Source organism: Williamsia muralis (genome assembly GCF_051487485.1).
GTDB classification, from domain to species: domain Bacteria; phylum Actinomycetota; class Actinomycetes; order Mycobacteriales; family Mycobacteriaceae; genus Williamsia; species Williamsia muralis_B.
Map to the genome: position 1 here is coordinate 242,962 of NZ_JAHVCV010000003.1, position 24,535 is coordinate 267,496.

At 65.3% G+C, this 24,535-nt stretch carries 25 protein-coding genes; 23 read left to right on the forward strand and 2 right to left on the reverse strand.

Features of this window, described 5'->3' with window-relative positions; genetic code table 11:
• Positions 1–56 precede the first annotated feature (56 nt).
• The 15 genes from KXR83_RS09495 (at position 57) to KXR83_RS09565 (ending at position 17,769) form a co-directional block, all read left to right on the forward strand.
• Positions 57–1,535, forward strand: a complete 1,479-nt coding sequence (locus tag KXR83_RS09495) for an aldehyde dehydrogenase family protein (protein WP_437424635.1) — start codon at positions 57–59, stop codon at positions 1,533–1,535.
• A gap of 96 nt (positions 1,536–1,631) precedes the next feature.
• Positions 1,632–3,116, forward strand: a complete 1,485-nt coding sequence (locus tag KXR83_RS09500; protein ID WP_437424936.1) for an APC family permease — start codon at positions 1,632–1,634, stop codon at positions 3,114–3,116.
• A 6-nt stretch (positions 3,117–3,122) separates the two neighbouring features.
• On the forward strand, positions 3,123–4,673 hold the full coding sequence (locus KXR83_RS09505; RefSeq protein ID WP_437424636.1) for a GMC family oxidoreductase: 1,551 nt from the start codon (positions 3,123–3,125) through the stop codon (positions 4,671–4,673).
• 57 nt (positions 4,674–4,730) lie between these two features.
• On the forward strand, positions 4,731–5,483 hold the full coding sequence (dapB, locus tag KXR83_RS09510; protein WP_437424637.1) for a 4-hydroxy-tetrahydrodipicolinate reductase: 753 nt from the start codon (positions 4,731–4,733) through the stop codon (positions 5,481–5,483).
• Between the two features lie 9 nt (positions 5,484–5,492).
• Positions 5,493–5,987: a hypothetical protein gene (locus KXR83_RS09515; protein WP_437424638.1), complete on the forward strand. Its 495-nt coding sequence runs from the start codon at positions 5,493–5,495 to the stop codon at positions 5,985–5,987.
• Positions 5,980–6,435 (forward strand): flavodoxin family protein, encoded by a 456-nt coding sequence (locus KXR83_RS09520; RefSeq protein WP_437424639.1) that lies wholly within the window; start codon positions 5,980–5,982, stop codon positions 6,433–6,435. Before KXR83_RS09515 ends, KXR83_RS09520 begins: the two co-directional genes overlap by 8 nt.
• Positions 6,436–6,530: 95 nt before the next feature.
• On the forward strand, positions 6,531–7,343 hold the full coding sequence (locus KXR83_RS09525; RefSeq protein WP_437424640.1) for a thymidylate synthase: 813 nt from the start codon (positions 6,531–6,533) through the stop codon (positions 7,341–7,343).
• A gap of 7 nt (positions 7,344–7,350) precedes the next feature.
• Complete coding sequence (locus tag KXR83_RS09530; RefSeq protein WP_437424641.1) at positions 7,351–7,851, forward strand: dihydrofolate reductase; 501 nt, start codon at positions 7,351–7,353, stop codon at positions 7,849–7,851.
• Positions 7,848–9,092: a winged helix-turn-helix domain-containing protein gene (locus KXR83_RS09535; protein ID WP_437424642.1), complete on the forward strand. Its 1,245-nt coding sequence runs from the start codon at positions 7,848–7,850 to the stop codon at positions 9,090–9,092. Before KXR83_RS09530 ends, KXR83_RS09535 begins: the two co-directional genes overlap by 4 nt.
• Positions 9,093–9,171: 79 nt before the next feature.
• Positions 9,172–9,924 (forward strand): FAD-dependent thymidylate synthase, encoded by a 753-nt coding sequence (thyX, locus tag KXR83_RS09540; RefSeq protein WP_062797859.1) that lies wholly within the window; start codon positions 9,172–9,174, stop codon positions 9,922–9,924.
• Positions 9,925–10,004: 80 nt separating this feature from the next.
• Positions 10,005–10,910, forward strand: a complete 906-nt coding sequence (dapA, locus tag KXR83_RS09545; RefSeq protein ID WP_023959704.1) for a 4-hydroxy-tetrahydrodipicolinate synthase — start codon at positions 10,005–10,007, stop codon at positions 10,908–10,910.
• Positions 10,907–12,916, forward strand: coding sequence for a ribonuclease J (locus tag KXR83_RS09550; RefSeq protein WP_437424643.1), 2,010 nt, complete (start codon positions 10,907–10,909; stop codon positions 12,914–12,916). Before dapA ends, KXR83_RS09550 begins: the two co-directional genes overlap by 4 nt.
• A 27-nt stretch (positions 12,917–12,943) precedes the next feature.
• Complete coding sequence (locus KXR83_RS09555; protein ID WP_437424644.1) at positions 12,944–13,564, forward strand: TIGR03085 family metal-binding protein; 621 nt, start codon at positions 12,944–12,946, stop codon at positions 13,562–13,564.
• A gap of 79 nt (positions 13,565–13,643) precedes the next feature.
• Positions 13,644–16,463, forward strand: coding sequence for a DNA translocase FtsK 4TM domain-containing protein (locus KXR83_RS09560; protein WP_437424645.1), 2,820 nt, complete (start codon positions 13,644–13,646; stop codon positions 16,461–16,463).
• Positions 16,464–16,746: 283 nt separating this feature from the next.
• Positions 16,747–17,769 (forward strand): TerC family protein, encoded by a 1,023-nt coding sequence (locus KXR83_RS09565; RefSeq protein ID WP_437424646.1) that lies wholly within the window; start codon positions 16,747–16,749, stop codon positions 17,767–17,769.
• On the opposite strand, the gene KXR83_RS09570 is transcribed toward KXR83_RS09565, so the two are convergent.
• The gene (locus KXR83_RS09570) at positions 17,741–18,025 is read right to left on the reverse strand and encodes a YciI family protein (RefSeq protein WP_023959696.1); all 285 of its coding nucleotides are present in this window, start codon (positions 18,023–18,025) and stop codon (positions 17,741–17,743) included. The genes KXR83_RS09565 and KXR83_RS09570 overlap by 29 nt on opposite strands.
• An 11-nt stretch (positions 18,026–18,036) precedes the next feature.
• Positions 18,037–18,621 carry an amino-acid N-acetyltransferase gene (locus tag KXR83_RS09575; protein WP_084248233.1) on the reverse strand — a complete coding sequence of 195 codons (585 nt, stop codon included), beginning with the start codon at positions 18,619–18,621 and terminating at the stop codon, positions 18,037–18,039.
• A gap of 147 nt (positions 18,622–18,768) precedes the next feature.
• On the opposite strand from KXR83_RS09575, the gene pgsA reads away from it, so the two are divergent.
• The 8 genes from pgsA to KXR83_RS09615 all read left to right on the forward strand — a co-directional run bounded on the left by pgsA (position 18,769) and on the right by KXR83_RS09615 (position 24,533).
• Positions 18,769–19,428: a CDP-diacylglycerol--glycerol-3-phosphate 3-phosphatidyltransferase gene (gene pgsA, locus KXR83_RS09580; RefSeq protein WP_437424647.1), complete on the forward strand. Its 660-nt coding sequence runs from the start codon at positions 18,769–18,771 to the stop codon at positions 19,426–19,428.
• 278 nt (positions 19,429–19,706) lie between these two features.
• Complete coding sequence (locus KXR83_RS09585) at positions 19,707–20,036, forward strand: helix-turn-helix domain-containing protein (RefSeq protein WP_437424648.1); 330 nt, start codon at positions 19,707–19,709, stop codon at positions 20,034–20,036.
• Between the two features lie 84 nt (positions 20,037–20,120).
• Entirely contained in the window at positions 20,121–20,924 is an 804-nt protein-coding gene (gene pspA, locus KXR83_RS09590) for a phage shock protein PspA (RefSeq protein WP_023959686.1), read from the forward strand.
• A 111-nt stretch (positions 20,925–21,035) separates the two neighbouring features.
• Entirely contained in the window at positions 21,036–21,209 is a 174-nt protein-coding gene (locus KXR83_RS09595; RefSeq protein WP_437424649.1) for a hypothetical protein, read from the forward strand.
• Positions 21,210–21,230: 21 nt separating this feature from the next.
• Positions 21,231–22,394, forward strand: a complete 1,164-nt coding sequence (locus KXR83_RS09600; RefSeq protein ID WP_437424650.1) for a glycosyltransferase — start codon at positions 21,231–21,233, stop codon at positions 22,392–22,394.
• A gap of 22 nt (positions 22,395–22,416) precedes the next feature.
• The gene (locus KXR83_RS09605) at positions 22,417–22,611 is read left to right on the forward strand and encodes a DUF3046 domain-containing protein (RefSeq protein ID WP_023959680.1); all 195 of its coding nucleotides are present in this window, start codon (positions 22,417–22,419) and stop codon (positions 22,609–22,611) included.
• A gap of 239 nt (positions 22,612–22,850) precedes the next feature.
• Positions 22,851–23,891 (forward strand): recombinase RecA, encoded by a 1,041-nt coding sequence (gene recA / locus KXR83_RS09610; RefSeq protein WP_030163447.1) that lies wholly within the window; start codon positions 22,851–22,853, stop codon positions 23,889–23,891.
• A 12-nt stretch (positions 23,892–23,903) separates the two neighbouring features.
• Positions 23,904–24,533: a regulatory protein RecX gene (locus KXR83_RS09615; protein ID WP_437424651.1), complete on the forward strand. Its 630-nt coding sequence runs from the start codon at positions 23,904–23,906 to the stop codon at positions 24,531–24,533.
• Positions 24,534–24,535 lie beyond the last annotated feature (2 nt).

The window sequence follows — 24,535 nt, forward strand, 5'->3', positions numbered from 1 at the left end:
TTCCACGACACACCCGGCCGCGCGAGATCGGCCCAGGGCGAGAGGAGTCCGACCGCGTGGCAGATCTGTTGATCGGAGGCAAGTGGGTCGCCTCGTCCTCGGGCGAGCGACGCGATTGCATCAATCCCGCAGACGGTTCGGTGGTGGCAACGGTCGACGAGGCGAGTGCCGATGATGCTCGTGCTGCCGTCGACGCGGCCCGCGCCGCCTTCCCGGTATGGTCCGCCACTGCTGTCGCCGAGCGTGCCGCTGCTCTGGACAGCATCGCGGACCTCCTCGGCCGCGACCGCGAGCAGCTGGCCCGTATCGAGACCCTCGACACCGGGAAGACCCTGGCAGAGAGCCACATCGACATCGACGATGTGATCTCGGTGTTCCGGTACTACGCGAATCTGGCGCGCACCCAGGCCGACCGGGTCGTCGATGTCGGCAACCCGGAGGTGATCTCGCGGGTGGTGGCCGAACCCGCAGGGGTCTGCGTGATGATCGCCCCGTGGAACTACCCGCTGCTGCAGATCTCCTGGAAGGTGGCTCCGGCGCTCGCGGCAGGTTGCACGATGGTGCTCAAACCCAGTGAAGTGACTCCTCTTTCGACCATCGAGTTCGCGAAGCTGATGTCGGAGGCAGGTGTCCCGGACGGGGTGGTGAACCTGGTCCAGGGGAGCGGCGCCGCGGTCGGCGGGGCGCTCACCGACAACCCCGACGTCGATCTCATCTCGTTCACCGGTGGACTCGCCACCGGTCAGAAGATCTCCGAGGTCGCGGCCAAGCATGTCACCAGGGTTCTCGTCGAACTGGGCGGAAAGAACCCGCACATCGTGTTCGCCGATGCGCTCTCTGACGACCAGGCGTTTGCCAATTCGGTGGACCAGGTGCTCACGGGTGTATTCCTTCATTCCGGCCAGGTGTGCTCGGCCGGAACCCGATTGATCATCGAAGAGTCGGTGGCCGACGACTTCGTCGACGCGCTGGTCACCGCGGCCGAGCAGATCGTGATGGGTCCGGGCCTCGACCCGGCGAGCAAGACCGGCCCCCTGGTGTCCGAAGCGCAGCTGCGCAAGATGCAGGAGTTCGTCCGGGTGGGCGCCGAGGAGGGAGCCACCCTCGTCGCCGGCGGACGACAGCCCGATGACGAGGAACTCGCGTCCGGGTTCTTCTTCCTGCCGACCATCTTCGACCACTGCGATCGGAGCATGCGGCTGATCCGGGAGGAAACATTCGGTCCGATCCTCACCGTCGAGCGATTCAGCTCCGAGGCCGAGGCGCTCGAACTCGGCAACGACACGGAGTACGGCCTCGCTGCAGGTGTCCGCACCTTCGATGCCGCCAAGGCCGAGCGCATGGCCCGCGGGCTGCGTCACGGCACCGTGTGGGTCAACGATTTCGGCTACTACACCCCGGCCGCGGAATGGGGTGGTTTCGGGCGATCCGGCAACGGACGCGAACTCGGACCGACAGGGCTGTCGGAATACCAAGAGCTCAAACACATTTGGAACAACACCGCGGCGCCCGCCGCGGGATGGTTTTCCGGCTAGGCGAGGCGTCCTTCGAAAGGTTATGGCCCAATGACCACAACGCAACCCGGGGGCGCGCCCCCGCCCGGATCGACATCTTCGTCCGCCGACACGGGGATGGAGCATTTCGGTTACAAGCCCAGCCTCGACCGCAGTATCGGCAAGTTCGCCAGTTTCGCGGCCGGCGTGTCCTACATCTCGATCCTGACCGGCACCTTCCAGTTGTTCTACTTCGGTTTCGGTACCGCCGGTCCGGCGTACCTGTGGTCCTGGCCGCTGGTGTTCATCGGGCAGATGGCTGTTGCTCTCTGTTTCATGGAACTCGCCGCCAAGTACCCTGTCGCGGGCTCGGTCTACAACTGGTCAAAACTGTTGGGCAGCAGGATCGTCGGATGGTCATCGGGTTGGCTGATGCTCACGGCGTCGATCGTCACGCTCGCGGCCGTGGTACTCGCACTACAGCTCAACCTGCCCCGTTTGTGGAGCGGCTTTCAGATCATCGGTGACGGCACCGGAGAGTACGACTACGCGGGCAACGCGGTCATCCTCGGCACCATCCTGATCATCATCACCACCGTCATCAACGCGCTCGGCGTGAAGCTGATGGCCAGGATCAACAGCGCGGGTGTGTTCATCGAACTCATCGCGGCTGTTCTGATCGCGATCATCCTGGCGGCCAACATCGAACGTGGCCCCGATGTGTTCTTCTCCACGCACGGCTACGGTGCCGGGGAGAGCGGTGGCTACCTCGGTGCGTTCTTGATCGCCTCGCTTGCCTCGGGGTATGTGATGTACGGATTCGACACGGCCAGCTCGCTCGGCGAGGAGACGATGGAGCCGCGACGCACGGCGCCCAAGGCCATCTTCCGGGCGATCCTGGCGTCCTTTGTCATCGGCGGCGCCATCCTCGTGTTCGCCGTCATGGCTGCGCCCGACCTCGACGATCCGGCGCTCGGCGAGCAATCAGGCAGTCTGCAGGGCATCGTCGAAGCCGTCATGTGGGGACCGCTCGGCGACATCTTCCTGGTGTGCATCGTGATCGCGGTCATCGTGTGTTCGCTTGCCGTGCACACTGCGGCGATCCGGCTCACGTTCGCGATGGCGCGCGACAATGCACTGCCGTTCGGCAATGCCCTGGCCCGCGTCCACCCCAAGACCCAGACCCCGGTGGTGCCGGCCATCGTGATCGGTGTGTTGGCGGTGCTGATCCTGGTCATCAACATCAACCAGCCGAAGATCTTCACGGTCCTGACCTCGATCGCCATCATCATGATCTATCTCGCGTACCTCATGGTGACCGGTCCGTTGCTCAAGAAGCGACTGCAGGGACAGTGGCCGCCGAAGGACCTCAAGGAGGACGGTTATTTCACCATGGGGCGGTGGGGGATGTTCGTCAACATCGTCGCCGTCGTCTGGGGAGCCGCGATGGCGCTGAACCTCGCATGGCCGCGGGAAGCGGTGTACGGCACCCCTTGGTACAACACCTGGGGTGCGTTTGTGTACATCGGCATCATCCTGGCCACCGGATTGCTGTGGTACGGCCTCAAAGGACGTCACCACATCGGGGTGCTCCGATCTCACGCATCGTCCACCAAGGAGTGAATCCCTGTGCCGCAGCAGCATTTCGACTATGTGATCGCCGGGGGAGGCACAGCGGGATGTGTGCTCGCGGCACGGCTGAGCGAGGATCCGTCGGTGACGGTGTGCCTGGTGGAGGCGGGGCCCACTGATGTCGACAACAAGGACATCCTGGAACTCGCGGCGTGGATGCACCTGCTCGACTCGGGCTATGACTGGGACTACCCGGTCGAGCCGCAAGAGATCGGCAACTCGTTCCTGCGGCATGCCCGCGCAAAGGTGTTGGGCGGATGCTCCTCTCACAATTCCTGTATCGCGTTCTGGCCGCCGGCCGAGGGGTTGGCGGAGTGGGAGGCGTCGGGACTGACGGGGTGGGGGCCGGATTCGATCTGGCCGCTGGTGCGCAAGCTCGAACGCAACGACGCCGAGGGCTCGCACGGACACGACGGCCCGGTCCGGTTGCGGGACGTGCCACCGGGCGACCCTTGTGGCGCAGCCGTTCTCGAGGCGGCCGCCCAGGTCGGGCTGCCCACCGTGGGCTTCAACCGCGGTGAGACCGTGCTGAACGGCGCCGGGTGGTTCCAGATCAACGCCGACGAAGACGGCACCAGGATGAGCACCTCACATGCTTATCTGCATCCCATTCTGCGGTCGCGGCCGAACCTCGAGGTGCGCACCGGGTGCTTCGTCAGTGAGGTGGTCTTCGAAGGCACCGCCGCAGTCGGGGTGCGCTATCAGCGGCCGGACCTGACCGGATACGACGTGGTGTCTGCGACGCGCGAGGTGATCGTGACCGCCGGGGCCGTCGACACCCCGAAACTGCTCATGCTCTCGGGGATCGGTCCGGCAGAGCACCTACGGGAGATGGGCATCGAGGTGCGCGTCGACGCGCCCGGTGTGGGTGCAAATCTCGACGATCATGTCGAGGGACTGGTGTTCTGGGAATCCTCGCGTCCGATGGTCACCACGTCGAGCCAGTGGTGGGAGATCGGATTGTTCGCCACCACCGAGCCGGATCTTGTGCTGCCGGACCTGATGATGCACTACGGGAGTGTGCCGTTCGACATGAACACCCTCCGGTGGGGTTATCCGACCACCGACAATGGTTTCTGTCTGACTCCCAATGTCACACAGGGTCTTTCGCGCGGAACCGTGCGGCTGCGCAGTCGCGACTTCCGTGACCGCGCGAAGGTGGACCCGCGGTACTTCACCGATCCGGACGGCCACGACGACCGCGTGATGCTCGCCGGTGTGAAGCTGGCACGCACCATCGCCGAGCAATCACCGCTCAAGCAGTGGATCGCGCGTGAGTTGGCCCCGGGGCCCGACGCCGTCACCGATGACGAACTCCTCGACTACATCCACAAGACGCACAACACGGTCTATCACCCGGCGGCCACCGCGCGGATGGGTCCCGACGGCGACCCGATGGCCGTGCTCGATCCGCAGTTGCGCGTACGCGGCACCCAGCGGCTGCGGGTCGTGGACGCGTCCGCAATGCCCAAGCTCCCCGCGGTGAACCCGAACATCACCGTGATGGCCATGGGAGAGAAGTGCGCCGAGCTGATCAAGGCAACATGAACGGCCTGCGCCACCGTCAGGCCCACTGACTGGGACTCACTGACTAGACTCGGCCGGGTGAATGACCAGATCAATGTCGGCGTACTCGGTTCCGGTGGCAAAGTCGGGCAAGCCATCGTCGATGCGGTCGAGGCCGCCTCGGACCTGACGTTCAGCGCGGGCGTCGACAAAGACGACCCGTTGACGCGTTTCGTCGAGACCGGTACGTCGGTGGTGGTCGACTTCACCCACCCCGACGTCGTGATGGACAACCTGGAGTTCCTGATCCACAGCGGCATTCACGCCGTGGTCGGGACAACGGGTTTCGACGACAACCGGCTCGCCACCGTTCGCGGCTGGCTGGAGAAGAAGCCGGACGTCGGTGTGCTCATCGCACCCAACTTCGCGATCGGCGCCGTGCTGAGCATGCGGTTCGCCCAACAGGCTGCCCGCTTCTTCGACTCGGTCGAGGTCGTCGAGCTACATCACCCACACAAGGCCGATGCCCCGTCCGGGACGGCGTACCGGACCGCACGACTGATCGCCGAAGCCCGAGCGGCGGCGGGCGTGCCGATCAGCCCGGATGCCACCAGTACCGAACTCGAAGGCGCACGTGGGGCCGACGTCGAAGGTGTTCGTGTCCATTCGGTTCGTCTGGCGGGCTTGGTCGCCCACCAGGAGGTGCTCCTCGGGACGCAGGGGGAGACGTTGACCATCAGGCATGACTCGATCGACCGGACATCGTTTGCGCCCGGGGTGCTGCTCGGCGTCCGCCAGATAGCGTCTCGGCCCGGCCTCACCGTGGGTCTCGACGAGTTGATGGACCTGTGAGCTACGCCGGTGAGTGACAAGCGCAAAGATGCCCGGCCCATCGTCCTCGCGATCGCGGCGCTGGTTCTGGTGCTCTGCTTCTACTTCGTTCTGCTGGGCACGCGGGGTGTCGATCTGCTGACCAGTGGCGAGGCCGTCGGTGTCGGTCTCGGAATCGGAGTGCTCATCTTGCCGTTGCTGGGTGTCTGGATGGTGGTCGCAACACTGCGGGCCGGGCTCGCGCATCAGCGGCTCGCCAGACGAATGGCAGAAGAGGGCACCGAGCTGGACGTCTCCGCCTTGCCCAGGCGCCCGTCCGGCCGGATCGAGCGCGAGGCGGCGGACGAGTTGTTCGCGAAGGTCAAGGCCGAATGGGAAGCAGACCCCAGCGATTGGCGCGCCACCTACCGCATCGCCCGGGCCTATGACTACGCCGGTGACCGTTCCCGTGCCCGCGAGATGATGAAACGCGCTGTCGCACAAGAGAAGGAATCGAGTACCGCCGGCGGTCGTGCTGATGGCTGACGCGCGCACATTGCTCGTGGTGCACCACACACCCTCGCCGCCGACCCGTGAGCTGCTGGAGAAGGTGCTCGAAGGCACGGCCGACCCGGAGATCTCCGGTGTGCGAGTGCGACCCATCGCGGCACTCGCGGCCACCGTGCCCGACGTCTTGGCCGCCGACGGTTTCCTGTTCGGCACCCCGGCCAACTTCGGGTACATGTCGGGCGCACTGAAGCACTTCTTCGACACCGTCTACTACCCGGTGCTCGGATCGGTGACCGGCAAACCGTATGGCTTGTGGGTACACGGAAACAACGACACCGCGGGGGCGGTGGCTTCCGTTCAGCGTCTTGCAACGGGGCTGGAACTCGAGCCGGCGGCCGCGCCGCTCGAAATCACGGCAATCGACCCGTCCACGCGTCACGCGTGTTACGAGCTGGGTGCAGTGCTGGCGGCCACAATCGCTTGAGCCGCGTCCTGCTCGTGGGTGGGCGAAGACTGGTTGGCTCGCCGCGGCGACACGCGGGAACGACGACGAGTCCGACGCACCCTAGACTTGACCCCGTGACGGACGCGGCCAAGATCCCAACCCCGTACGAGGACCTGCTTCGGCTTGTGCTCGACACGGGAACGCCCAAAGCCGACCGCACCGGTACCGGCACCCGGAGCCTGTTCGGTCATCAGCTCCGGTACGACCTCGCAGAGGGTTTCCCGCTGATCACCACCAAGCGGGTGCACCTGAAGTCGATCGTCTACGAGCTCCTGTGGTTCCTCCGTGGCGATTCGAACGTGCGGTGGTTGCAGGACCGCGGCGTGACCATCTGGGACGAGTGGGCCGACGCCGATGGCGAGCTCGGGCCGGTGTACGGCGTGCAGTGGCGCAGCTGGCCGACCCCGTCCGGCGAACACATCGACCAGATCTCCGCCGCGCTCGAGCTGCTGCGCAGCGACCCCGACTCCCGGCGCAACATCGTCTCCGCGTGGAACGTGGGCGAGATACCGCAGATGGCCCTGCCTCCCTGTCACGCGTTCTTTCAGTTCTACGTCGCCGACGGCAAACTCTCGTGCCAGCTCTATCAGCGCAGCGCTGACCTGTTTCTCGGGGTGCCGTTCAACATCGCGTCGTATGCGCTGCTGACCCACATGATGGCCGAGCAGGCGGGACTCGATGTCGGCGAGTTCGTCTGGACCGGCGGCGACTGCCACATTTACGACAATCATGTCGAGCAGGTCACCACCCAGCTCCAGCGCGACCCGTATCCCTACCCACGCTTGTCACTGGCGCGGCGGGACTCCATCTTCGACTACGAATACTCCGATATCGAGGTCCTGGATTACCGCTACCACCCGGGCATCAAGGCGCCGGTGGCGGTCTAGTTCGCCGATGACAATCGCACTCATCTGGGCTCAGGCTGCCGACGGGGCAATCGGTCGTGGTGGCGACATCCCGTGGCATCTGCCCGAGGACCAACGGTACTTTCGGCAGATCACCGGTGGGCACCCGGTGGTGATGGGGCGGCGTACCTGGGATTCACTCCCGGCTCGATTCCGTCCTCTGCCGGGTAGGGCCAATCTTGTTGTCACCCGCAATACGCAATGGTCCGCAGACGGGGCGCAGACCCACCCGAACGTGCGCGAGGCCCTTGACGCCGGACTCCATCTCGACGATACGGTCTTTGTCATGGGCGGTGGTGAGATCTACGGCGCCGCAATGGAATCGGCGCACGAGGCGTATGTCACCGAGATCGACCTCGAGGTGCCTGATGCCGATACCTGGGCGCCCGCACTCGATCCCGGCCGGTGGTCGCTGGAATCCGACGGAGGCTGGCTCGAGTCGCCCACCGGTGTCCGCTATCGATTCCTTCGGTACTCGGCATCGCCGTGACAACCGTTCGACGAACCCGGGCTGAATCGCTGTCGGCGACGCAGGCCCGCAGAATCGCCCTTGCCGCACAGGGTTTCGCAGACCGTCGCCCCGCGGGTCCGGTGACCCGCCGGCACATCGAGCGGGTGCTGGGCAGGGTCCGCCTGTTCCAGATGGACTCGGTGAGTGTGGCGGTGCGCGCGCACTACATGCCGCTGTACAGCCGGCTCGGTGAGTACGACCGGACACTCCTGGAGCAGGCCGCGTGGGCCCCGACAACCCGCCGGCCGGCCCTGCTCGCCGAGTACTGGGCGCATGAAGCCGCGTTGATACCCATCGAGCACTGGCCCCTGTTCCATTGGCGGATGGACGATTTCCAGCACGGGCGGTACAAAGAAGCAGCTGGGGACCCACATGCCGCCGCGATGCGCGCACAGATCCGCGAAGCAGTCGCCGAGTTGGGGCCCTGTACGAGTGGGATGCTCGAAGATCATCTCGGCCACGCGAAGCGGACGCGCAAAGGCGCCTGGTGGGACCGCAGCCATGTGAAGTACCTGTGCGAGGTGATGTTCGCTGCCGGTGAGCTGTCCGCGGTGCGACGCAGTGGCTTCGCCAGGTACTACGACCTCACCGAGAACATCGTCGGCGAGTACGCCGCGGTCACCGTGCCCCGCGACGAGGCAATCCGCGAATTGGTCGCCGGTTCGGTGACCGCGCTCGGTGTCGGCACCGAGGTCGACATCCGCGACTACTACCGCCTCAAACCGCAGGCGGCCCGTGAGGCACTGGACGATCTCGTCGCCGCCGGGCGTGTTCAGCAGGTGGAGGTCGAGGGCTGGGCGAAGCCGGCATTCCTCGACCCCGCCGCGCGACTACCGCGGAAAGTCGAACGTACGGCCCTGCTCAGCCCGTTCGATTCGTTGGTGTTCTTTAGGCCCCGTACCGAGCGGCTGTTCGATTTCCACTATCGGATCGAGATCTACGTTCCCGAGGCCAAGCGCGTGCACGGCTATTACGTCTTCCCGTATCTGATGGGCGAGCGGCTCGTGGCCCGGGTGGACCTCAAGACCGACCGGGCAGGCGATCAGTTGCTGGTCCTCGGCGCGTTCTGTGAGAGCCGGGCCGATCCGCTGGAGGTGGCCACCGCGTTGGCCGCGGACCTGCTGGACATGGCACAGTGGCTCGGCGTCAGCAGGGTCGAGGTCGGTTCGCGGGGCGATCTGGCAGCCCCTCTCACAGCCGCCGTGCACGCTCGACTCTGAACCGGCCCTCGGCCCGACCATCGGGTCCGGGGCGGTGAAGGGGACAATCGGTGCTCCAACACGAAGAAAGAGGAATGCGGTGTCCGAACTGGTGCCATTGAAGGTGCAACTGGTGGCGAAGTCGTCGTTCGACCCGCCGACCGATGTGCCGTGGACCACAGACGCGGACGGGGGTGAAGCCCTCGTCGAGTTCGCCGGGCGCGCCTGTTACCAGAGTTGGGACAAGCCCAATCCGCGGACCGCGACCAACGCCGGATATCTGCGTCACATCCTCGAAGTCGGGCATCTGTCGCTGCTCGAACACGCCACGGTCACGTTCTACATCTCGGGGATCTCCCGGTCATGCACGCACGAGCTGATCCGCCACCGGCACTTTTCCTATTCGCAGCTGTCGCAACGCTTTGTGCCCGAACATGATTCGAATGTCGTCTGCCCTCCGGCGATCCGGGGCGACGCCGAACTCGAAGCCCTGTTCGTCTCGGCCACCGATGCCAGCCGCGCGGCCTACGCCGAACTGCTGACGGCACTCGAAGAGAAGTTCTCCGATGTGCCCAACAACATCCTGCGGCGTAAGCAGGCCCGTCAGGCCGCACGTGCGGTCCTGCCGAACGCCACGGAGACCAAGATCGTCGTCACCGGCAACTACCGCGCCTGGCGGCACTTCATCGGTATGCGGGCCACCGAGCACGCCGACGTGGAGATCCGCCAGCTGGCCATCGAGTGCCTGCGTCAACTGCTCGACATCGCCCCAACTGTGTTCGGGGACTTCGAGATCGGGAGGCTCTCCGATGGGTCGGAGGTGGCGACGTCCCCGTTCGTACTGGAGGGGTGAGAGTCGGGCCGGGACCGGCCGACCTCTGACAGCGCCGCGGATGCGGGATCGGCGCAGGGCCTCCGGTAACCTTAGCCACCATGACCACCGGTGAGACGCAACCGCAGAGCTTCCCTTTCGGGACTGTCAGTGTTGCCATGGTTACCCCGTTCACCGTCGATGGAAAGCTCGACCTGGACAGGGCCGGCGAACTCGCCGTGAAGCTCGTGGACGGCGGGTGTGATGGGCTGGTGGTCTCCGGGACCACCGGCGAATCGCCGACGACGACGCCCGCCGAGAAACTCGATCTGCTCAAGACTGTGCTCGCCGCGGTCGGTGACCGGGCCCGCATCGTGCAGGGCGCCGGTAGTTACGACACGCGCGAGAGCGTCTGGTTCGCGAAAGAGGCGGCAGCACTCGGCGCGCACGGCCTCCTGGTGGTGACCCCGTACTACTCGAGGCCGCCGCAGACCGGTCTGCTCGCACACTTCACAGCGGTCGCCGACGCCACCGACCTGCCGGTGATGCTCTACGACATCCCGCCGCGCTCGGTGGTGCCGATCGAACACCGCACACTGCTCGAACTCTCACGCCACCCGAACATCGTCGCTGTCAAGGATGCCAAGGGCGACCTGAACTCGGCGGCGTCGCTGATGACCGACACCGGGCTGCAGTACCTGTCCGGTGAAGACGCACTGAACCTGCCCTGGCTCTCGATCGGCGCGGCGGGGTACGTCAGCGTCATCGGGCACCTCGTACCCGATCGGCTGCGCGACATGCTCGACGCGGTGAACAAAGGCGACCTGGTTCGCGCCCGCGAACTGAATGCGTCGATGATCCCGCTCGTCAACGCGATGGGCCGACTCGGAGGCGTCACGATGGTCAAGGCCGCACTGCGCATCCTCGGTCTCGACGTCGGAGACCCGAGGCTGCCGCAGGTGCCGGCCACCGGCCCCCAGATCGAAGCCCTGATCGCCGATCTGCGCGTAGCGAAGGTGCTGTCATGACCTCACAGTCAGGCGGTGAATCCGTCGAGCCGACCCGCCGCCGGGGACGAGTCATTCGAAAGGCCGGACCGCCGGCAGAGCCCCGTGTAGAGAAAATCGAGTCGAAACCCCCTGTGGCCAAAGCCCAAGAACCCGTGAACACCCCGCAATCCGCTCCTTCTGCCCCGAGGGAACAGTCGTCGCCCGCGACCAAGGCCCCGAAGGCAGCCGGTTCGAACACCTCCGGCAACAAGCGGCCCTCGCGAGACCGCAAAGGCGGCGGACGCAAGGCCGTCGCAGACAAGCGGTCCGAGCCGAAGAGTGTCGATCCCACCGAGAAACTCGGGGCTCCGCGGCGGCTGCCGGCCGGTGGCCTGCGGGTCGTCGCCCTCGGCGGCATCGGTGAAATCGGCAGGAACATGACCGTTTTCGAGTACGACGGTCGTCTGCTCATCGTCGACTGCGGTGTGCTCTTCCCCGAGGACGCCCAGCCCGGTGTCGACCTGATCCTTCCGGACTTCCGGTACATCGAGGACCGCATCGACGACGTCGAGGCGATTATCCTCACGCACGGCCACGAGGACCACATCGGTGCCGTCCCGTTCCTGTTGCGACTGCGTCCGCAGATCCCCGTCATCGGGTCGAAGTTCACCCTCGCCCTGCTCGCTGCCAAGTGCCGCGAACATCGCCAGCGTCCGAAACTGGTCGAGGTCGTCGAGGGCGAGAAGACCACGCACGGACCTTTCGAGTGCGAATATTTCGCGGTCAACCACTCGATCCCCGATGCTCTGGCGGTGGCGATCCGGACCGGCGCAGGGGTTGTCCTGCACACCGGCGACATCAAGCTCGACCAGCTGCCGCTGGACGGCAGGCTCACCGACCTCGCCGGATTCAGTCGCCTGGGCGACGAGGGCGTCGACCTCTTCCTTGTCGACTCGACCAACGCCGAGGTACCCGGGTTCGTCACACCGGAGCGCCAGATCGGTGGAGTGCTCGACCAGGTGATCGGCAAGGCCCGTCAGCGCGTGATCGTCGCTTCGTTCGCCAGCCATGTGCACCGCATCCAGCAGGTCGTCGACGTGGCCCACACACACGGGCGCCGGGTGACGTTCGTCGGACGCTCGATGGTCCGCAACATGCAGATCGCCCAGGAACTCGGCTACCTGCGGGTGCCCGACGGCGTGGTGGTCGATCTCGACACGGCCGCAACACTTCCCGACCACAAGCTGGTGCTCATCTCCACCGGATCGCAGGGCGAACCGCTGTCGGCACTGTCACGGATGGCCCGCGGTGAACATCGGCAGATCAACATTCGCGCGGACGACCTGGTCGTCTTGGCGTCCTCACTCATACCGGGCAACGAGAACTCGGTGTTCGCGGTGGTCAACGGCCTGGCTCGGCGCGGGGCGACGGTGGTCACCCAGCAGAGCGCCAAGGTGCACGTGTCGGGTCACGCATCGGCCGGTGAGCTGCTCTACCTCTACAACGCAGTCCGGCCCTCCAACGTGATGCCCGTGCACGGTGAATGGCGCCACCTTCGCGCCAACGCAGCACTGGCAGTTGCCACCGGCGTCAAGCCGGAGGCCGTTGTCCTCGCCGAGGACGGCGTGGTGGTGGATCTGATCGACGGCCGTGCCCAGATCTCCGGCCGTGTCCCTGTCGGCTACGTCTACGTGGACGGACTCTCGGTGGGCGACGTGGGGGAGTCGACGCTCTCGGAGCGTTTGGTGCTCGGCGAGGGCGGCTTCATCGCCATCGCCGTGGTGATCGACGCCGACAGCGGCCGGGCGATCAATCCGGCCGAGGTATCCGGCCGAGGCTTCTCGGATGATCCGACCGCGCTGAAAGAGGCGGGTGACCTCGTCGATCAGGCGCTGGCACAGATGGCGGTCGAACGCGTCACGGACACTCATCGGATCGCCCAGACGATCCGTCGTGTGGTGGGTCGCTGGGTTGCCGACAAGTACCGGCGGCGCCCCATGATCGTGCCAACCGTGATGACCGTCAGCGAGTCTTCGGCGGACTGACGACGCCGCACCTCATAGGGTGTGTGCATGACCATTGCCCGAGATGAACGCGCCGCGCTGGTGTCCACCCTGCGCAGCGTCGGCCCCGATGCCCCGACGCTGTGCGAAGGGTGGACCACCCGCGACCTGACCGCTCACATGATCGTCCGCGAATACCGGCTCGATGCGATGCCCGGCATCCTCGTCCCGGCGTTGGCCGGCCGAACCAAATCGGCCCAGGACCAGGCCGCGCGCGACGACTGGGACGCGATGCTCGCCAAGTTCGCCGCGGGTCCTCCGCTGTACTCGCCGCTCAAGTTGGTGGACCGCTTCGCAAACGTGACCGAGATGTTCGTCCATCACGAGGACGTCCGGCGTGCGGGCGGACCTTGGGAACCGCGAGTCCTCGACCCGGCCACCGAGAAAGCGATTCGGGTACCGCTCAAGGCGATGGGGAAGCGCGCGATCGCGAAGTCGCCCGCCACCGTCGAGATGATCACCACCGACGGACAGAAAGTGGCCACCGGCGGCCGGGGGCCGCAGGTCACGGTGACCGGTGATCCCCTCGAACTGCTGCTGTTCGCGTTCGGGCGTCACGCGACACTGGTCGAATACGACGGCGACGCCGATGCTGTCGCTGCGGTCAAATCAGCCAAACGCGGACTCTAGCGTTTCGATTTCAACACATAGCCCGATACGCGTGTTGCAGATGAGGTAGCTGTGACAGTTGCCGACTAGGCTGTCAGCCATGGCAACCAAGTCCACCGCCCGTCGTTCCGGTGCGTCGGGTCGTAGTTCCGCGCGCTCCGGCGCCGCCCCGGCCAAGAAGGCCGGTGCCACCAAGGCTGCACCCCGAAAGGCCTCTCCCAAGAAGGGGTCGTCGGCGAGCGCCGGAAGCCGCAAGACACCGGCGAAGAAGGCTGCGAGCCGGCCGTCCACCCGCACGTCGGCCGGTACGAAGCGCGCCTCCACCACGCGTTCCGGCGCAACAGCTCGTGCCTCGGCCCGCCCGCGCAAGTCCGTGGTGAAGTCCGTTGGCAGCGGCGTCGGCGCGGGGTGGGGTCTGCTCGCCAAGGGTGTCGGCGCGATGGCGCGCGCCGGCTCACGCAGTGGCGATCCCGACTACGACGAGCGCGTGTACGGAGCCGACGACGGATGGGACGAGGGCGGGGACGCGGACGGATCGTTCCCCCCGAGACCTGAGCACCCGCACACACAGGGACGCGACGGTGTTGCGCTCGTCATGATCGCCCTGTCGATCGTCGTGGTCGCGTCGGTGTGGTTCAGCGCGGGCGGCCCGGTGGGTGCTTTCGTGGACTCGGCGACTCGCGCGCTGATCGGGTCGGCTGCGGTACTACTCCCGATCGTTCTCTTGGTGGGCGGTTTCATCCTGATGCGTCACGGACCCGATCCCGCGGGTCGCGCTCGGCGCATCGGGGCAGGCCTGCTCATCGCGTTGCCCATCGTCGGGCTGTGGCACATCTTCGCCGGTGCGCCCACGGACTTCTCCGAGCGACAGCACGCCGGCGGATTCTTCGGAATGGCCGCAGGTGGTCCGCTGACCGACGGCCTGACGGCGTGGTTGTCGGTGCCGATCCTCCTGCTGTGCCTGGCCTTCGGGCTCTTGCTCCTGTCCGGTCTCACGGTCCGTGAACTGGTCGACGTCACCCGTGCCTACCTCGGGCTCGGTGTCGACGACCACTGGGACGACGAGGACGTGGACGACGACGAAGACGGTGGTTACGCGGACACAGCCTTCGGCGATCCGTACGACAACTACCCGCCCGACGACAACGCGACCCGGGCGACCGAAGCTCTGCGACGGCCGGCGCGTCGGCGTCAGTCCACCGCGGTCACGGCGGGGGAGGCACTGACCGAACCCATCATCGAAGACGAGCCGGTGCCAGCTGCCGTGACCGAGGCGCTGAGCACACCGCCGGTCGGCGCCCAGCCGGTCCGCAAGCGTCCGGTGCCCAAACCTGCGCCGAAACCGGTGCGGCCCGAGCCCGAGCCCGAACCTGATCTCGATTCCGGCAGTGGCCACGATGCACTGGTCGTGGACAAGGCCGTGGAAGGCGACTACCGGCTTCCGCCGGCCAGCCTGTTGATCGAGGGTGACCCGCCCAAGCTCGGCAGCGCGGCCAACGACGAGATGATCGACCGCATCTCGGCGGTGCTGGAGCAGTTCAAGATCGACGCGGCCGTCACGGGGTTCACCCGGGGCCCAACGGTCACGCGTTACGAGGTGGAACTCGGACCAGGCGTGAAGGTGGAGAAGATCACCGCCTTGCAGCGCAACATCTCGTACGCTGCGGCAACCGACAACGTGCGGCTGCTGGCACCCATCCCGGGTAAGTCCGCAGTGGGTATCGAGGTCCCCAACAGTGACCGCGAGATGGTGCGGCTCGCCGACGTGCTGACCGCCGGGTCGACGCGCAAGGACAAGCACCCGCTGGTCATCGGTCTGGGTAAAGACATCGAAGGTGATTTCGTCACCGCCAACCTCGCGAAGATGCCCCACTTGCTCGTGGCCGGTTCCACCGGTTCCGGTAAGTCGAGCTTCGTCAACTCGATGCTGGTCTCGCTGTTGACCCGGGCCACTCCCGACGAGGTACGGATGATCCTCATCGACCCCAAGATGGTCGAGCTCACCCCTTACGAGGGCATCCCGCACCTGATCACCCCGATCATCACGCAGCCGAAGAAGGCTGCCGCAGCCCTGGCGTGGCTCGTCGAGGAGATGGAGCAGCGCTACCAGGACATGAAGTCCTCGCGCGTTCGTCACATCGACGACTTCAACAGCAAGGTGCGTTCGGGGGAGATCACCACACCGCTGGGATCGGAGCGGGTCTACAAGCCGTATCCGTACATCCTCGCCATCGTGGACGAGCTCGCCGACTTGATGATGACCGCTCCGCGTGATGTGGAGGACGCCATCGTCCGGATCACCCAGAAGGCGCGTGCCGCCGGTATCCACCTCGTGCTGGCCACCCAGCGGCCTTCCGTCGACGTGGTGACCGGTCTGATCAAGACCAACGTCCCGTCGCGGCTCGCGTTCGCCACCTCCTCGCTCACCGATTCCCGGGTCATCCTGGATCAACCGGGCGCCGAGAAACTGATCGGTATGGGCGACGGACTCTTCCTCCCGATGGGCGCGAGTAAACCTGTCCGTATGCAGGGTGCGTTCATCACCGACGAAGAGATCCAGGCCGTTGTCGACTTCGCCAAGGAGCAGAGCGAACCGGACTACACCGAGGGTGTGACGGCTCAGAAGGTCTCGGACAAGAAGGACATCGACTCCGATATCGGCGGCGATCTCGACGACCTGCTGCAGGCGATCGAACTGGTCGTGTCCAGTCAATTCGGCTCGACGTCCATGCTGCAGCGCAAATTGCGCGTCGGATTCGCCAAGGCCGGACGGCTGATGGATCTCATGGAGACCAGGGGAGTGGTCGGGCCGTCCGAGGGTTCGAAGGCACGAGATGTGCTCGTCAAACCCGAAGACCTGGCCGGGGTGATCGCGTCGATCACCGGCGGCGGTGACACGTCGGACGACGCGGACGATTAGCCGTACCCGTCTCGTTGCAGAGGCCGTTTTGTTGTGTTGTCAAAGTCTCACCGGCGAAAAAGTCTGACCGGGTGATGTCACGGGGGTCGCAGCGCATCTGCGCTGTGACCGCCGGAACATCCTCTGCTGCAGGAGAATCCCGGGAGTAGCCGTTCACGCCTCGGGTCTGGTCGACGCTTGCATCGCGATGGGCGGAGTGAGCGACGGTATTCGGGTGTCCGTGGCCGGTTCGATCCTTCGGTAAAGTGGTCTTTACTTTTCCGAAACTGCTGCTGGAGGCTGCGTGGACGTATCACCACTCGTGTGGATTATCACCTGTCTGGTGATCCTGGGACTTTTCATATTCGACTTCTTCGCCCACGTGAGAACCCCACACGCTCCCTCGTTGAAAGAATCCGGCTCCTGGTCGGCCGTCTACATCACCATCGCCCTGATCTTCGGTGGGTTCGTCTGGTGGAAATGGGGTGGTACCTCGGGCACCGAGTACTACGCCGGATTCATCACGGAGAAGGCGTTGTCGGTCGACAACCTCTTCGTTTTTGTCATCATCATGGCGAAGTTCGCCGTGCCGCGTGAGTACCAGCAGAAGGTTCTGCTCCTGGGCATCGTGATGGCCCTGGTGATGCGCGGTGCTTTCATCGCCGTCGGTGCGGCCGCGATCAATGCTTACTCGTGGGTCTTCTACCTTTTCGGTGCATTCCTCATCTACACCGCGGTGAAGCTGCTGCGTGAGTCCGGGCACGAGGAAGAGGTCGAAGAGGAACGGGAAAGCCGTATCCAGCGCTTCGTGAAGAAGGCGCTGCGGACCACGGACAACTACGACCGCGACAAGCTGTTCACCAAGGAGAACGGCAAGCGCCTCGCGACCCCGATGCTCATGGTCCTGATCGTCATCGGGTTCACCGACGTCCTGTTCGCCCTGGATTCGATCCCGGCCATCTACGGCCTCACGGAGGAGCCGTACATCGTCTTCACCGCCAACGCCTTTGCGCTGATGGGTCTACGCCAGCTGTACTTCCTGCTCGGCGGCTTGCTCGACAAGCTGGTGTTCCTGTCGTTCGGCCTGTCGTTCATCCTCGGCTTCATCGGCATCAAGTTGGTGTTGCACGCTCTGCACGAGAACACCCTGTCGTTCATCAACGGCGGCGAACACGTCAAGGTGCCGGAGATCTCGACCCCGCTGTCGCTCGGCGTGATCGTCGGAACCCTCGTGATCACCACCATCGCCAGCCTGGCGAAGACACGATTCGACGAGGGACGCGCCGACAAACAGGCGGTCAGTCAGAAAACGGACCAAAAACACTGACCCACTTGTTGATCCGGACCTCGCCGACGTAACCGGCAACCGCGAACGGGTCGGCGGCCAAGATGTCCTTGGCCGCCTGCTCGTCGGCGCAGTCGAGCAGGATCAGCGCGCCGCTTCCATCGGCGTACGGCCCGGCCATCCGCACAACACCTTCGCTGTTCAGCTTCGACAGCCAGGCGCGGTGGTCGGGCCGAGTGGTGTCGCGACCGTCGGCGAACTCGACGGGGTAGGTGTATTCGACGCTGAACAGCGGCATTGTTCGACCTTTCAGAGGTTGGCGAGCATTCGGGTGTTGCCGAGTGTGTTGGGTTTGACGTAACTGAGGTCCAGGAACTCCGCGACGCCGGCGTCGTAGGAACGGCACATCTCCTCGTACACCTCGGCGGTCACCGGTGTGCCCGCGATCTCGGAGAAGCCGTGTTTGGCGAAGAAGCTGGTCTCGAAGGTGAGGACGAACACCCGGGAAAGCTGCAACTCCCGGGCCATGCCCATCAGTCGGCTGACGATCTGATGGCCGATCCCACGGCCCGCGTAGGACTTGTCGACCGCGACCGTGCGGACCTCACCGAGGTCTGCCCACAAGACATGGAGTGCGCCGCAGCCGACCACCGTGCCATCGATCTCGGCGACCCAGAACTCCTGGACGGCCTCGTAAAGGGTCACGAGATTCTTCTCGAGCAGAATCCGTCCGGCGTACTGATCGATCAGTTCCTTGATGCGAGGTACGTCCGATGTGCGGGCACGGCGCACACTCACGTCGCCTCGCGAAACGGGGGAATCGTGGTGACCGGCTAGGTCGGCCGGTCCAGATGTCGCGGCATGCTCGTGTGCCGAGCTGTCGTGAGGTGCCATGGATGAACAGTAATACGCGGGCACACCCGAGCCGGTGGGCCGCCGTCCGGACCGGGCCGATACCCACGGCCCTGGGTGACGGGGCCTCCGCCTATCCTGTGGTCGTGGGCATTGGGCAATTCTTATCACCGGAACCAGGTGCAGCCCGTGGCTGATCGTTTACGGCGGCAGGTGAACGAGCCGGAGCCTGACCCGATCTCCGATCCGGTCAGCACTGATGTACCCGTGCTGAACCTTGCCAATGTGCTGACGATGTTCCGCATCGTGCTCGTCCCCGTATTCGTCGTGGTCCTGTTCATCGACGACGGCGACAACCCGTGGTGGCGAACGATGGCCTGGGGCGTGTTCGCTCTCGCCGCCGTGACGGATCACTACGACGGTCGTATCGCCCGCCAACGCGGCCTGATCACCGACTTCGGCAAGCTGGCCGACCCGATCGCGGACAAGGCGCTGATCGGTTCGGCACTGATCGGGTTGTCTGTGCTCGGTGAGCTCCCGTGGTGGGTCACCATCGTCATCCTCGCCAGGGAACTGGGCATCACCGTGCTCCGATTCTGGGTGCTGCAACATGGCGTGATCCCGGCGAGCCGGGGCGGGAAACTCAAGACGCTGCTCCAGGCCATCGCAATCGGGCTGTTCATCCTGCCGCTTCCGGGGCCGCTGCACTGGCTGGCGATCGCCGTGATGGCCGCCGCTCTGGTGGCGACCGTAGTCACCGGGGTCGACTATGTCTGGCAAGCGTTGGCGAAGCGGGCTCAGCGTCGCCGTGACGCAGCTGCCGCGCGCCGGACCGACCGGAGCCGGTAAGCAATCCAAGGTTTGTCGTCGTCCGGTCGGCGGATGGGGCATCTCGCTGATCACCCGGAGCTTGGCCGATCGCCGATGTGGCCGGGTGGGAATGGCTCGTTCCGCATCGGGGTTCTACCGGTGTTGCTACGCGGCGATCGCCGGCATCTTCGTCTAGTCTCGACCACACGGTCGACGGACGAAGCGCTCGGAAGGATCTGCTGCACAGCGCTCGGGGGTTCGGGAACGGATTCGGCCCGTGCGGCGTTGGACTGACTGACGTGTTGAGGAGGACTCATATGGCACTGCTCCTGCGGGAAGCACTTGGTGGCAGCCTACGGCGGGTCCGGATGGATCAAGGCCGTACGTTGCGTGAGGTATCAACCAGTGCCCGGGTCAGCCTGGGTTATCTGTCGGAAGTCGAACGCGGCCAGAAGGAAGCGTCCAGCGAACTGCTCGCCGCCATCTGCGATGCGCTGGAAGTGGAGATCGCCGACGTGTTGCTCGATGTCCGCGATACCCTCCGCACCGGCCACGACCAGCCCGCGACCCAGCCCACGCACACGACGATCGCCACCGAGACCAAGGTGGTCATCCCGCAGCCGGCCTCGGCTCTGGCGGCTGCGTGATCGGTGTCTTGTGCCACCGGGCCGGGCCAGACGATAGATTAGATCGAGACTGCTCGGATTCGGACTTCAAGACAAGGCGGGGCAATGGCTAACCCATTCGTGAAGGCGTGGAAGTACCTGATGGCGTTCGGCAACGCCAAGATCGACGAGAACGCCGACCCGAAGATTCAGATCCAGCAGGCGATCGAGGACGCGCAGCGTCAGCACCAGGCGTTGTCGCAGCAGGCTGCGGCGGTCATCGGCAACCAGCGCCAGCTGGAGATGAAGCTGAACCGTCAGCTCGAGGACATCGAACGCCTGCAGGCCAACACCCGTCAGGCATTGACGCTGGCCGACAAGGCTGCCGCTTCCGGCGACGCCGCCAAGGCGACCGAATACACCAACGCCGCAGAGGCTTTCGCTGCCCAGCTGGTCACGGCGGAACAGAGCGTCGAGGACCTCAAGGCGCTGCACGACCAGTCGCTGCAGGCGGCCGAACAGGCCAAGCGTGCGGTGGAACAGAACTCGATGACGCTGCAGCAGAAACTCTCCGAGCGCACCAAGCTGCTCAGTCAGCTCGAGCAGGCCAAGATGCAAGAGCAGGTCTCGGCATCGCTCAACCAGATGAGTGAACTCTCTGCCCCCGGCAACACGCCGAGCCTCGACCAGGTGCGGGACAAGATCGAGCGGCGCTACGCGAATGCACTGGGATCGGCCGAGTTGTCGCGCAATTCGGTTCAGGGCCGGATGCTCGAAGTGCAGCAGGCCAGCGTGCAGATGGCAGGGCACTCACGACTCGAGCAGATCCGCGCGTCCATGGCGGGCGAATCACTCGCTGCCGGAGACTCGGCCGCGACGCCGGCCGTCGACCAGGCGAAGACGAACATCGAGAAGCCGCAAGCCAACTGACGTCCCCGGGGTCAGGGTAGTCCCTGAACTTCCCCCCATCTTGGTCGTTTTCGACTGACAACGGAACCGAGCACTGGCACCGTTGAGGTCACTCGGACGACAGGAGATGTCATGTGGTGGAAAGTTCTTCTAGCGATACTCGTGGTGTGGCTGGCCTTCGGGCTGATCATGGCCGTGGTGAAGGGTCTGCTCACGGTGCTGGTGATCGGACTCGTGGTGATCGGGATCGTCGCAGTGATCAAGTGGGCAGCTACTGACAAGAGTTCGACCAAGATCGGTTCGTGATCGGCGGTACGGGGGACACGCGTGCGGGCAGCTCTGGTTGCAGGCTCTGACGCCGGTCATGCCTTTCCGGTGTTCGCGCTGGCAGAGTTGTTGCAGGACAACAACATCGAAGCAGTGGTGTACACGGGTTCGCAGTGGATCGAGAAGGCAACCGCGCGCGGCCTCGACGTCCGGGAGCTCCCAGGTCTGACGGCGTCGGCGGCTGACGACGACACCGATGCGGGCGACAAACTCAGTGCACGCGCGGCGCGGATGAGCCTGCAACTGGCGCCCGTGCTCGCCGAACTCGATCCCGATCTGGTGGTCGGCGACGTCATCACCGTGTGTGGCGGCTGGGCCGCCGAGACGATCGGTGCCCCATGGGTGGAACTCTCGCCCCATCCGCTGTACCAGCCCTCGGTGGGGCTTCCCCCTGTCGGCAGTGGCCTGGAACCGGGTACGGGCCTGTCCGGAAGGGTGCGTGATGCGCTGATGCGCGCGGCCACCGGCCGATCCATTCGAGTGGGACAACAACAGCGGGCGGCCGCCCGGGTGGGCATCGGACTCGATCCGGCGCAGCCGAATCCGGGAGCGCGCTTGATCGCCACCCTCCCGGCGCTGGAGGTGCCCCGCCCGGACTGGCCCGACGGAGCCGAGGTGGTCGGCCCCCTGCTGTGGGAACCCACCGACACCGTCTTCACACGTCCTCCCGGCGACGCCCCGTTGATTGTCATTGCACCGTCCACCGCGGTGACCGGTTCGGCAGGTCTGGTGGAGGCGGCGCTGGCTGCGCTCGACCCGCACGTCCTGGGACGCCCGGTGCGGGCGGTTGTCTCGGGACTCGATCCCGAGGTCGGTGATCTACCGTCATGGGCCGTGGCCGGACACGGCAGGCAGGACGAGCTCCTCCACGACGCAGCGCTTGTCATCTGCGGTGGAGGGCACGGAATGCTGGCGAAGTCCATGCTGGCCGGCGTGCCTCAGGTGCTCGTTCCCGGCGGCGGCGATCAGTGGGAACTGGCCCAGCGTGCCCGCCGATGGGGCAGTGCCGCGGTGGTCAGGCCCACCACCGTCGAGTCGTTGGCCGCGGCGTGCCGAAAGGTGCTGGACAACAAGTCATTCACCGGAGCCGCCCGCCGCGGCGCCCGGACCGGCGCCGACGTTGTCGACCCGGTGGCGGTATGTGTCGGTGCAGCGCGGTCCTGATGGTTTCGCTACGCTCGGTCACGTGCGATTGACCGAATTCTCCGAACTCATCAGCACCGAGTTCGGGTCCACCACTGCGAATTCGATGCTTGTCGACCACGTCCTCACCGACCTCGGTGGCCGGACGGCTGCCGAAGCGCTTGATGCCGGCATCGATCCCCGGGATGTGTGGACAGCGCTGTGCCGGGACTTCGACGTCCCGCGGGAACGCTGGTAGCAGTACTTCATCTGCCCCGGCGTGTCGGATGTCCGGGTGGTTGACTCGAACAAGCGTTCGCCTAGAGTGGGTGGTGTTCGACGCGAGGACGGGAACGTCGAGATCCGGGATTGTCAGAGGGCTGATCTAGCGTGACGTCAGTGCGCAAAGAGATGCCGAATACGCGAAAGAAAGCCCGATCCCGCCAGACCGGCGGCACCACCACCGCCGACAACTCGGCGCAAACACTAGGGGAAACCATGGCAGCCCAACCAGACCGCGAAAAGGCCCTCGACCTGGCATTGGCCCAGATCGACAAGAACTACGGCAAGGGCTCGGTGATGCGTCTCGGCGAGAACGCCCGCCAGCCGATCGCCACCATCCCGACCGGTTCGATCGCGCTCGATGTCGCACTCGGCATCGGAGGCCTCCCGCGAGGCCGCGTTGTCGAGATCTACGGGCCGGAATCGTCGGGTAAGACCACCGTTGCGCTGCACGCGGTCGCCAATGCACAGGCCGCCGGTGGCATCGCGGCGTTCATCGACGCCGAGCACGCCCTCGACCCCGACTACGCGCAGCGGCTGGGAGTCGACACCGACGCGTTGCTGGTGTCACAGCCGGACACCGGTGAGCAGGCACTCGAGATCGCTGACATGTTGATCCGGTCGGGTGCTCTCGACATCCTGGTCATCGACTCGGTCGCGGCGCTTGTGCCGCGTGCGGAGATCGAGGGCGAGATGGGCGACAGCCACGTCGGTCTGCAGGCGCGGTTGATGAGCCAGGCGCTGCGGAAGATGACCGGCGCCATGAGCAATTCGGGCACCACCGCGATCTTCATCAACCAGCTGCGCGAGAAGATCGGCGTGATGTTCGGGTCTCCCGAGACCACCACCGGTGGTAAGGCGCTGAAGTTCTACGCATCGGTCCGTCTGGATGTGCGCCGGATCGAGACCCTCAAGGACGGTACCGAGGCGGTCGGTAACCGCACTCGCGTCAAGGTCGTCAAGAACAAGGTTGCCCCTCCGTTCAAGCAGGCCGAGTTCGACATCCTGTACGGCCATGGCATCAGCAAAGAGGGTTCGCTGATCGACATGGGCGTATTGCACGGCTTTGTCCGCAAGTCCGGCTCCTGGTTCACCTACGAAGGTGAACAGCTGGGCCAGGGCAAGGAAAACGCTCGTAAGTTCTTGCTCGAGAACACCGAGGTGCGTGACGAGATCGAGAAGAAGATCAAGGAAAAGCTCGGGATCGGCGCTGTCTTGACCGAGGATGCCGTCGCGCCGGCACCGGTCGAGTTCTAGGACGCCGATCAGGTGAACAGGCCTGCGGGAGAGGACGTCCACGAGAGCACCGCTGAACTGCGGTCCGCAATCGCAGACATCCTCTCCCGCAGTTCTGTTCCGGTCGATTCGTCGGCCACGCAGCCTGCTCCAGAGAGTTCCGGCGACCGCACCGCTACCGCCGCATCGGCCTATGACTCCGCATTGCGGCTGCTCGGCGTCCGCGCACGAAGTCAGGCAGAACTGCGCAAACGGTTGCACGACAAAGATTTTGCGCCTACCGATATCGAATCGGTGATGACTCGGCTCATCGCGGCCGGTCTGCTCGACGATGTCGATTTTGCCGAGCAATGGGTGCATTCCCGACACCGCCACAGCGGCAAGGGACGCACTGCTCTACGGCACGAGCTCCGGCAGAAGGGCGTCGCCGACCCCGTGATCGAGCACGCACTCGATCAGATCGACGATGACGCCGAACGTGAGCGGGCAGTAGACCTGTTGCGCCGCAAGACCTCTCGTCTGACGGCCGAAGACATCGCTGACCGGGCCCAGCGGGACAAGCACGTTCGTCGACTGGTCGCGATGCTGGCCAGACGTGGGTACGCACCGTCTCTTGCCATGAGTCTGGTGAACGAGGAACTGAACCAGCTCACTGCCGAGTGAAG

Bases quoted from the DNA above. Each gene is read 5' to 3' on its own strand.
- KXR83_RS09500 (WP_437424936.1), top strand. From the start codon at position 1,632: ATGGAGCATTTCGGTTACAAGCCCAGCCTCGACCGCAGTATCGGCAAG.
- KXR83_RS09520 (WP_437424639.1), top strand. From the start codon at position 5,980: ATGGCTGACGCGCGCACATTGCTCGTGGTGCACCACACACCCTCGCCG.
- KXR83_RS09530 (WP_437424641.1), top strand. From the start codon at position 7,351: ATGACAATCGCACTCATCTGGGCTCAGGCTGCCGACGGGGCAATCGGT.
- dapA (WP_023959704.1), top strand. From the start codon at position 10,005: ATGACCACCGGTGAGACGCAACCGCAGAGCTTCCCTTTCGGGACTGTC.
- KXR83_RS09550 (WP_437424643.1), top strand. From the start codon at position 10,907: ATGACCTCACAGTCAGGCGGTGAATCCGTCGAGCCGACCCGCCGCCGG.
- KXR83_RS09555 (WP_437424644.1), top strand. From the start codon at position 12,944: ATGACCATTGCCCGAGATGAACGCGCCGCGCTGGTGTCCACCCTGCGC.
- KXR83_RS09560 (WP_437424645.1), top strand. From the start codon at position 13,644: ATGGCAACCAAGTCCACCGCCCGTCGTTCCGGTGCGTCGGGTCGTAGT.
- KXR83_RS09570 (WP_023959696.1), bottom strand. From the start codon at position 18,025: ATGCCGCTGTTCAGCGTCGAATACACCTACCCCGTCGAGTTCGCCGAC.
- KXR83_RS09575 (WP_084248233.1), bottom strand. From the start codon at position 18,621: ATGGCACCTCACGACAGCTCGGCACACGAGCATGCCGCGACATCTGGA.
- KXR83_RS09585 (WP_437424648.1), top strand. From the start codon at position 19,707: ATGGCACTGCTCCTGCGGGAAGCACTTGGTGGCAGCCTACGGCGGGTC.
- pspA (WP_023959686.1), top strand. From the start codon at position 20,121: ATGGCTAACCCATTCGTGAAGGCGTGGAAGTACCTGATGGCGTTCGGC.
- KXR83_RS09595 (WP_437424649.1), top strand. From the start codon at position 21,036: ATGTGGTGGAAAGTTCTTCTAGCGATACTCGTGGTGTGGCTGGCCTTC.
- recA (WP_030163447.1), top strand. From the start codon at position 22,851: ATGGCAGCCCAACCAGACCGCGAAAAGGCCCTCGACCTGGCATTGGCC.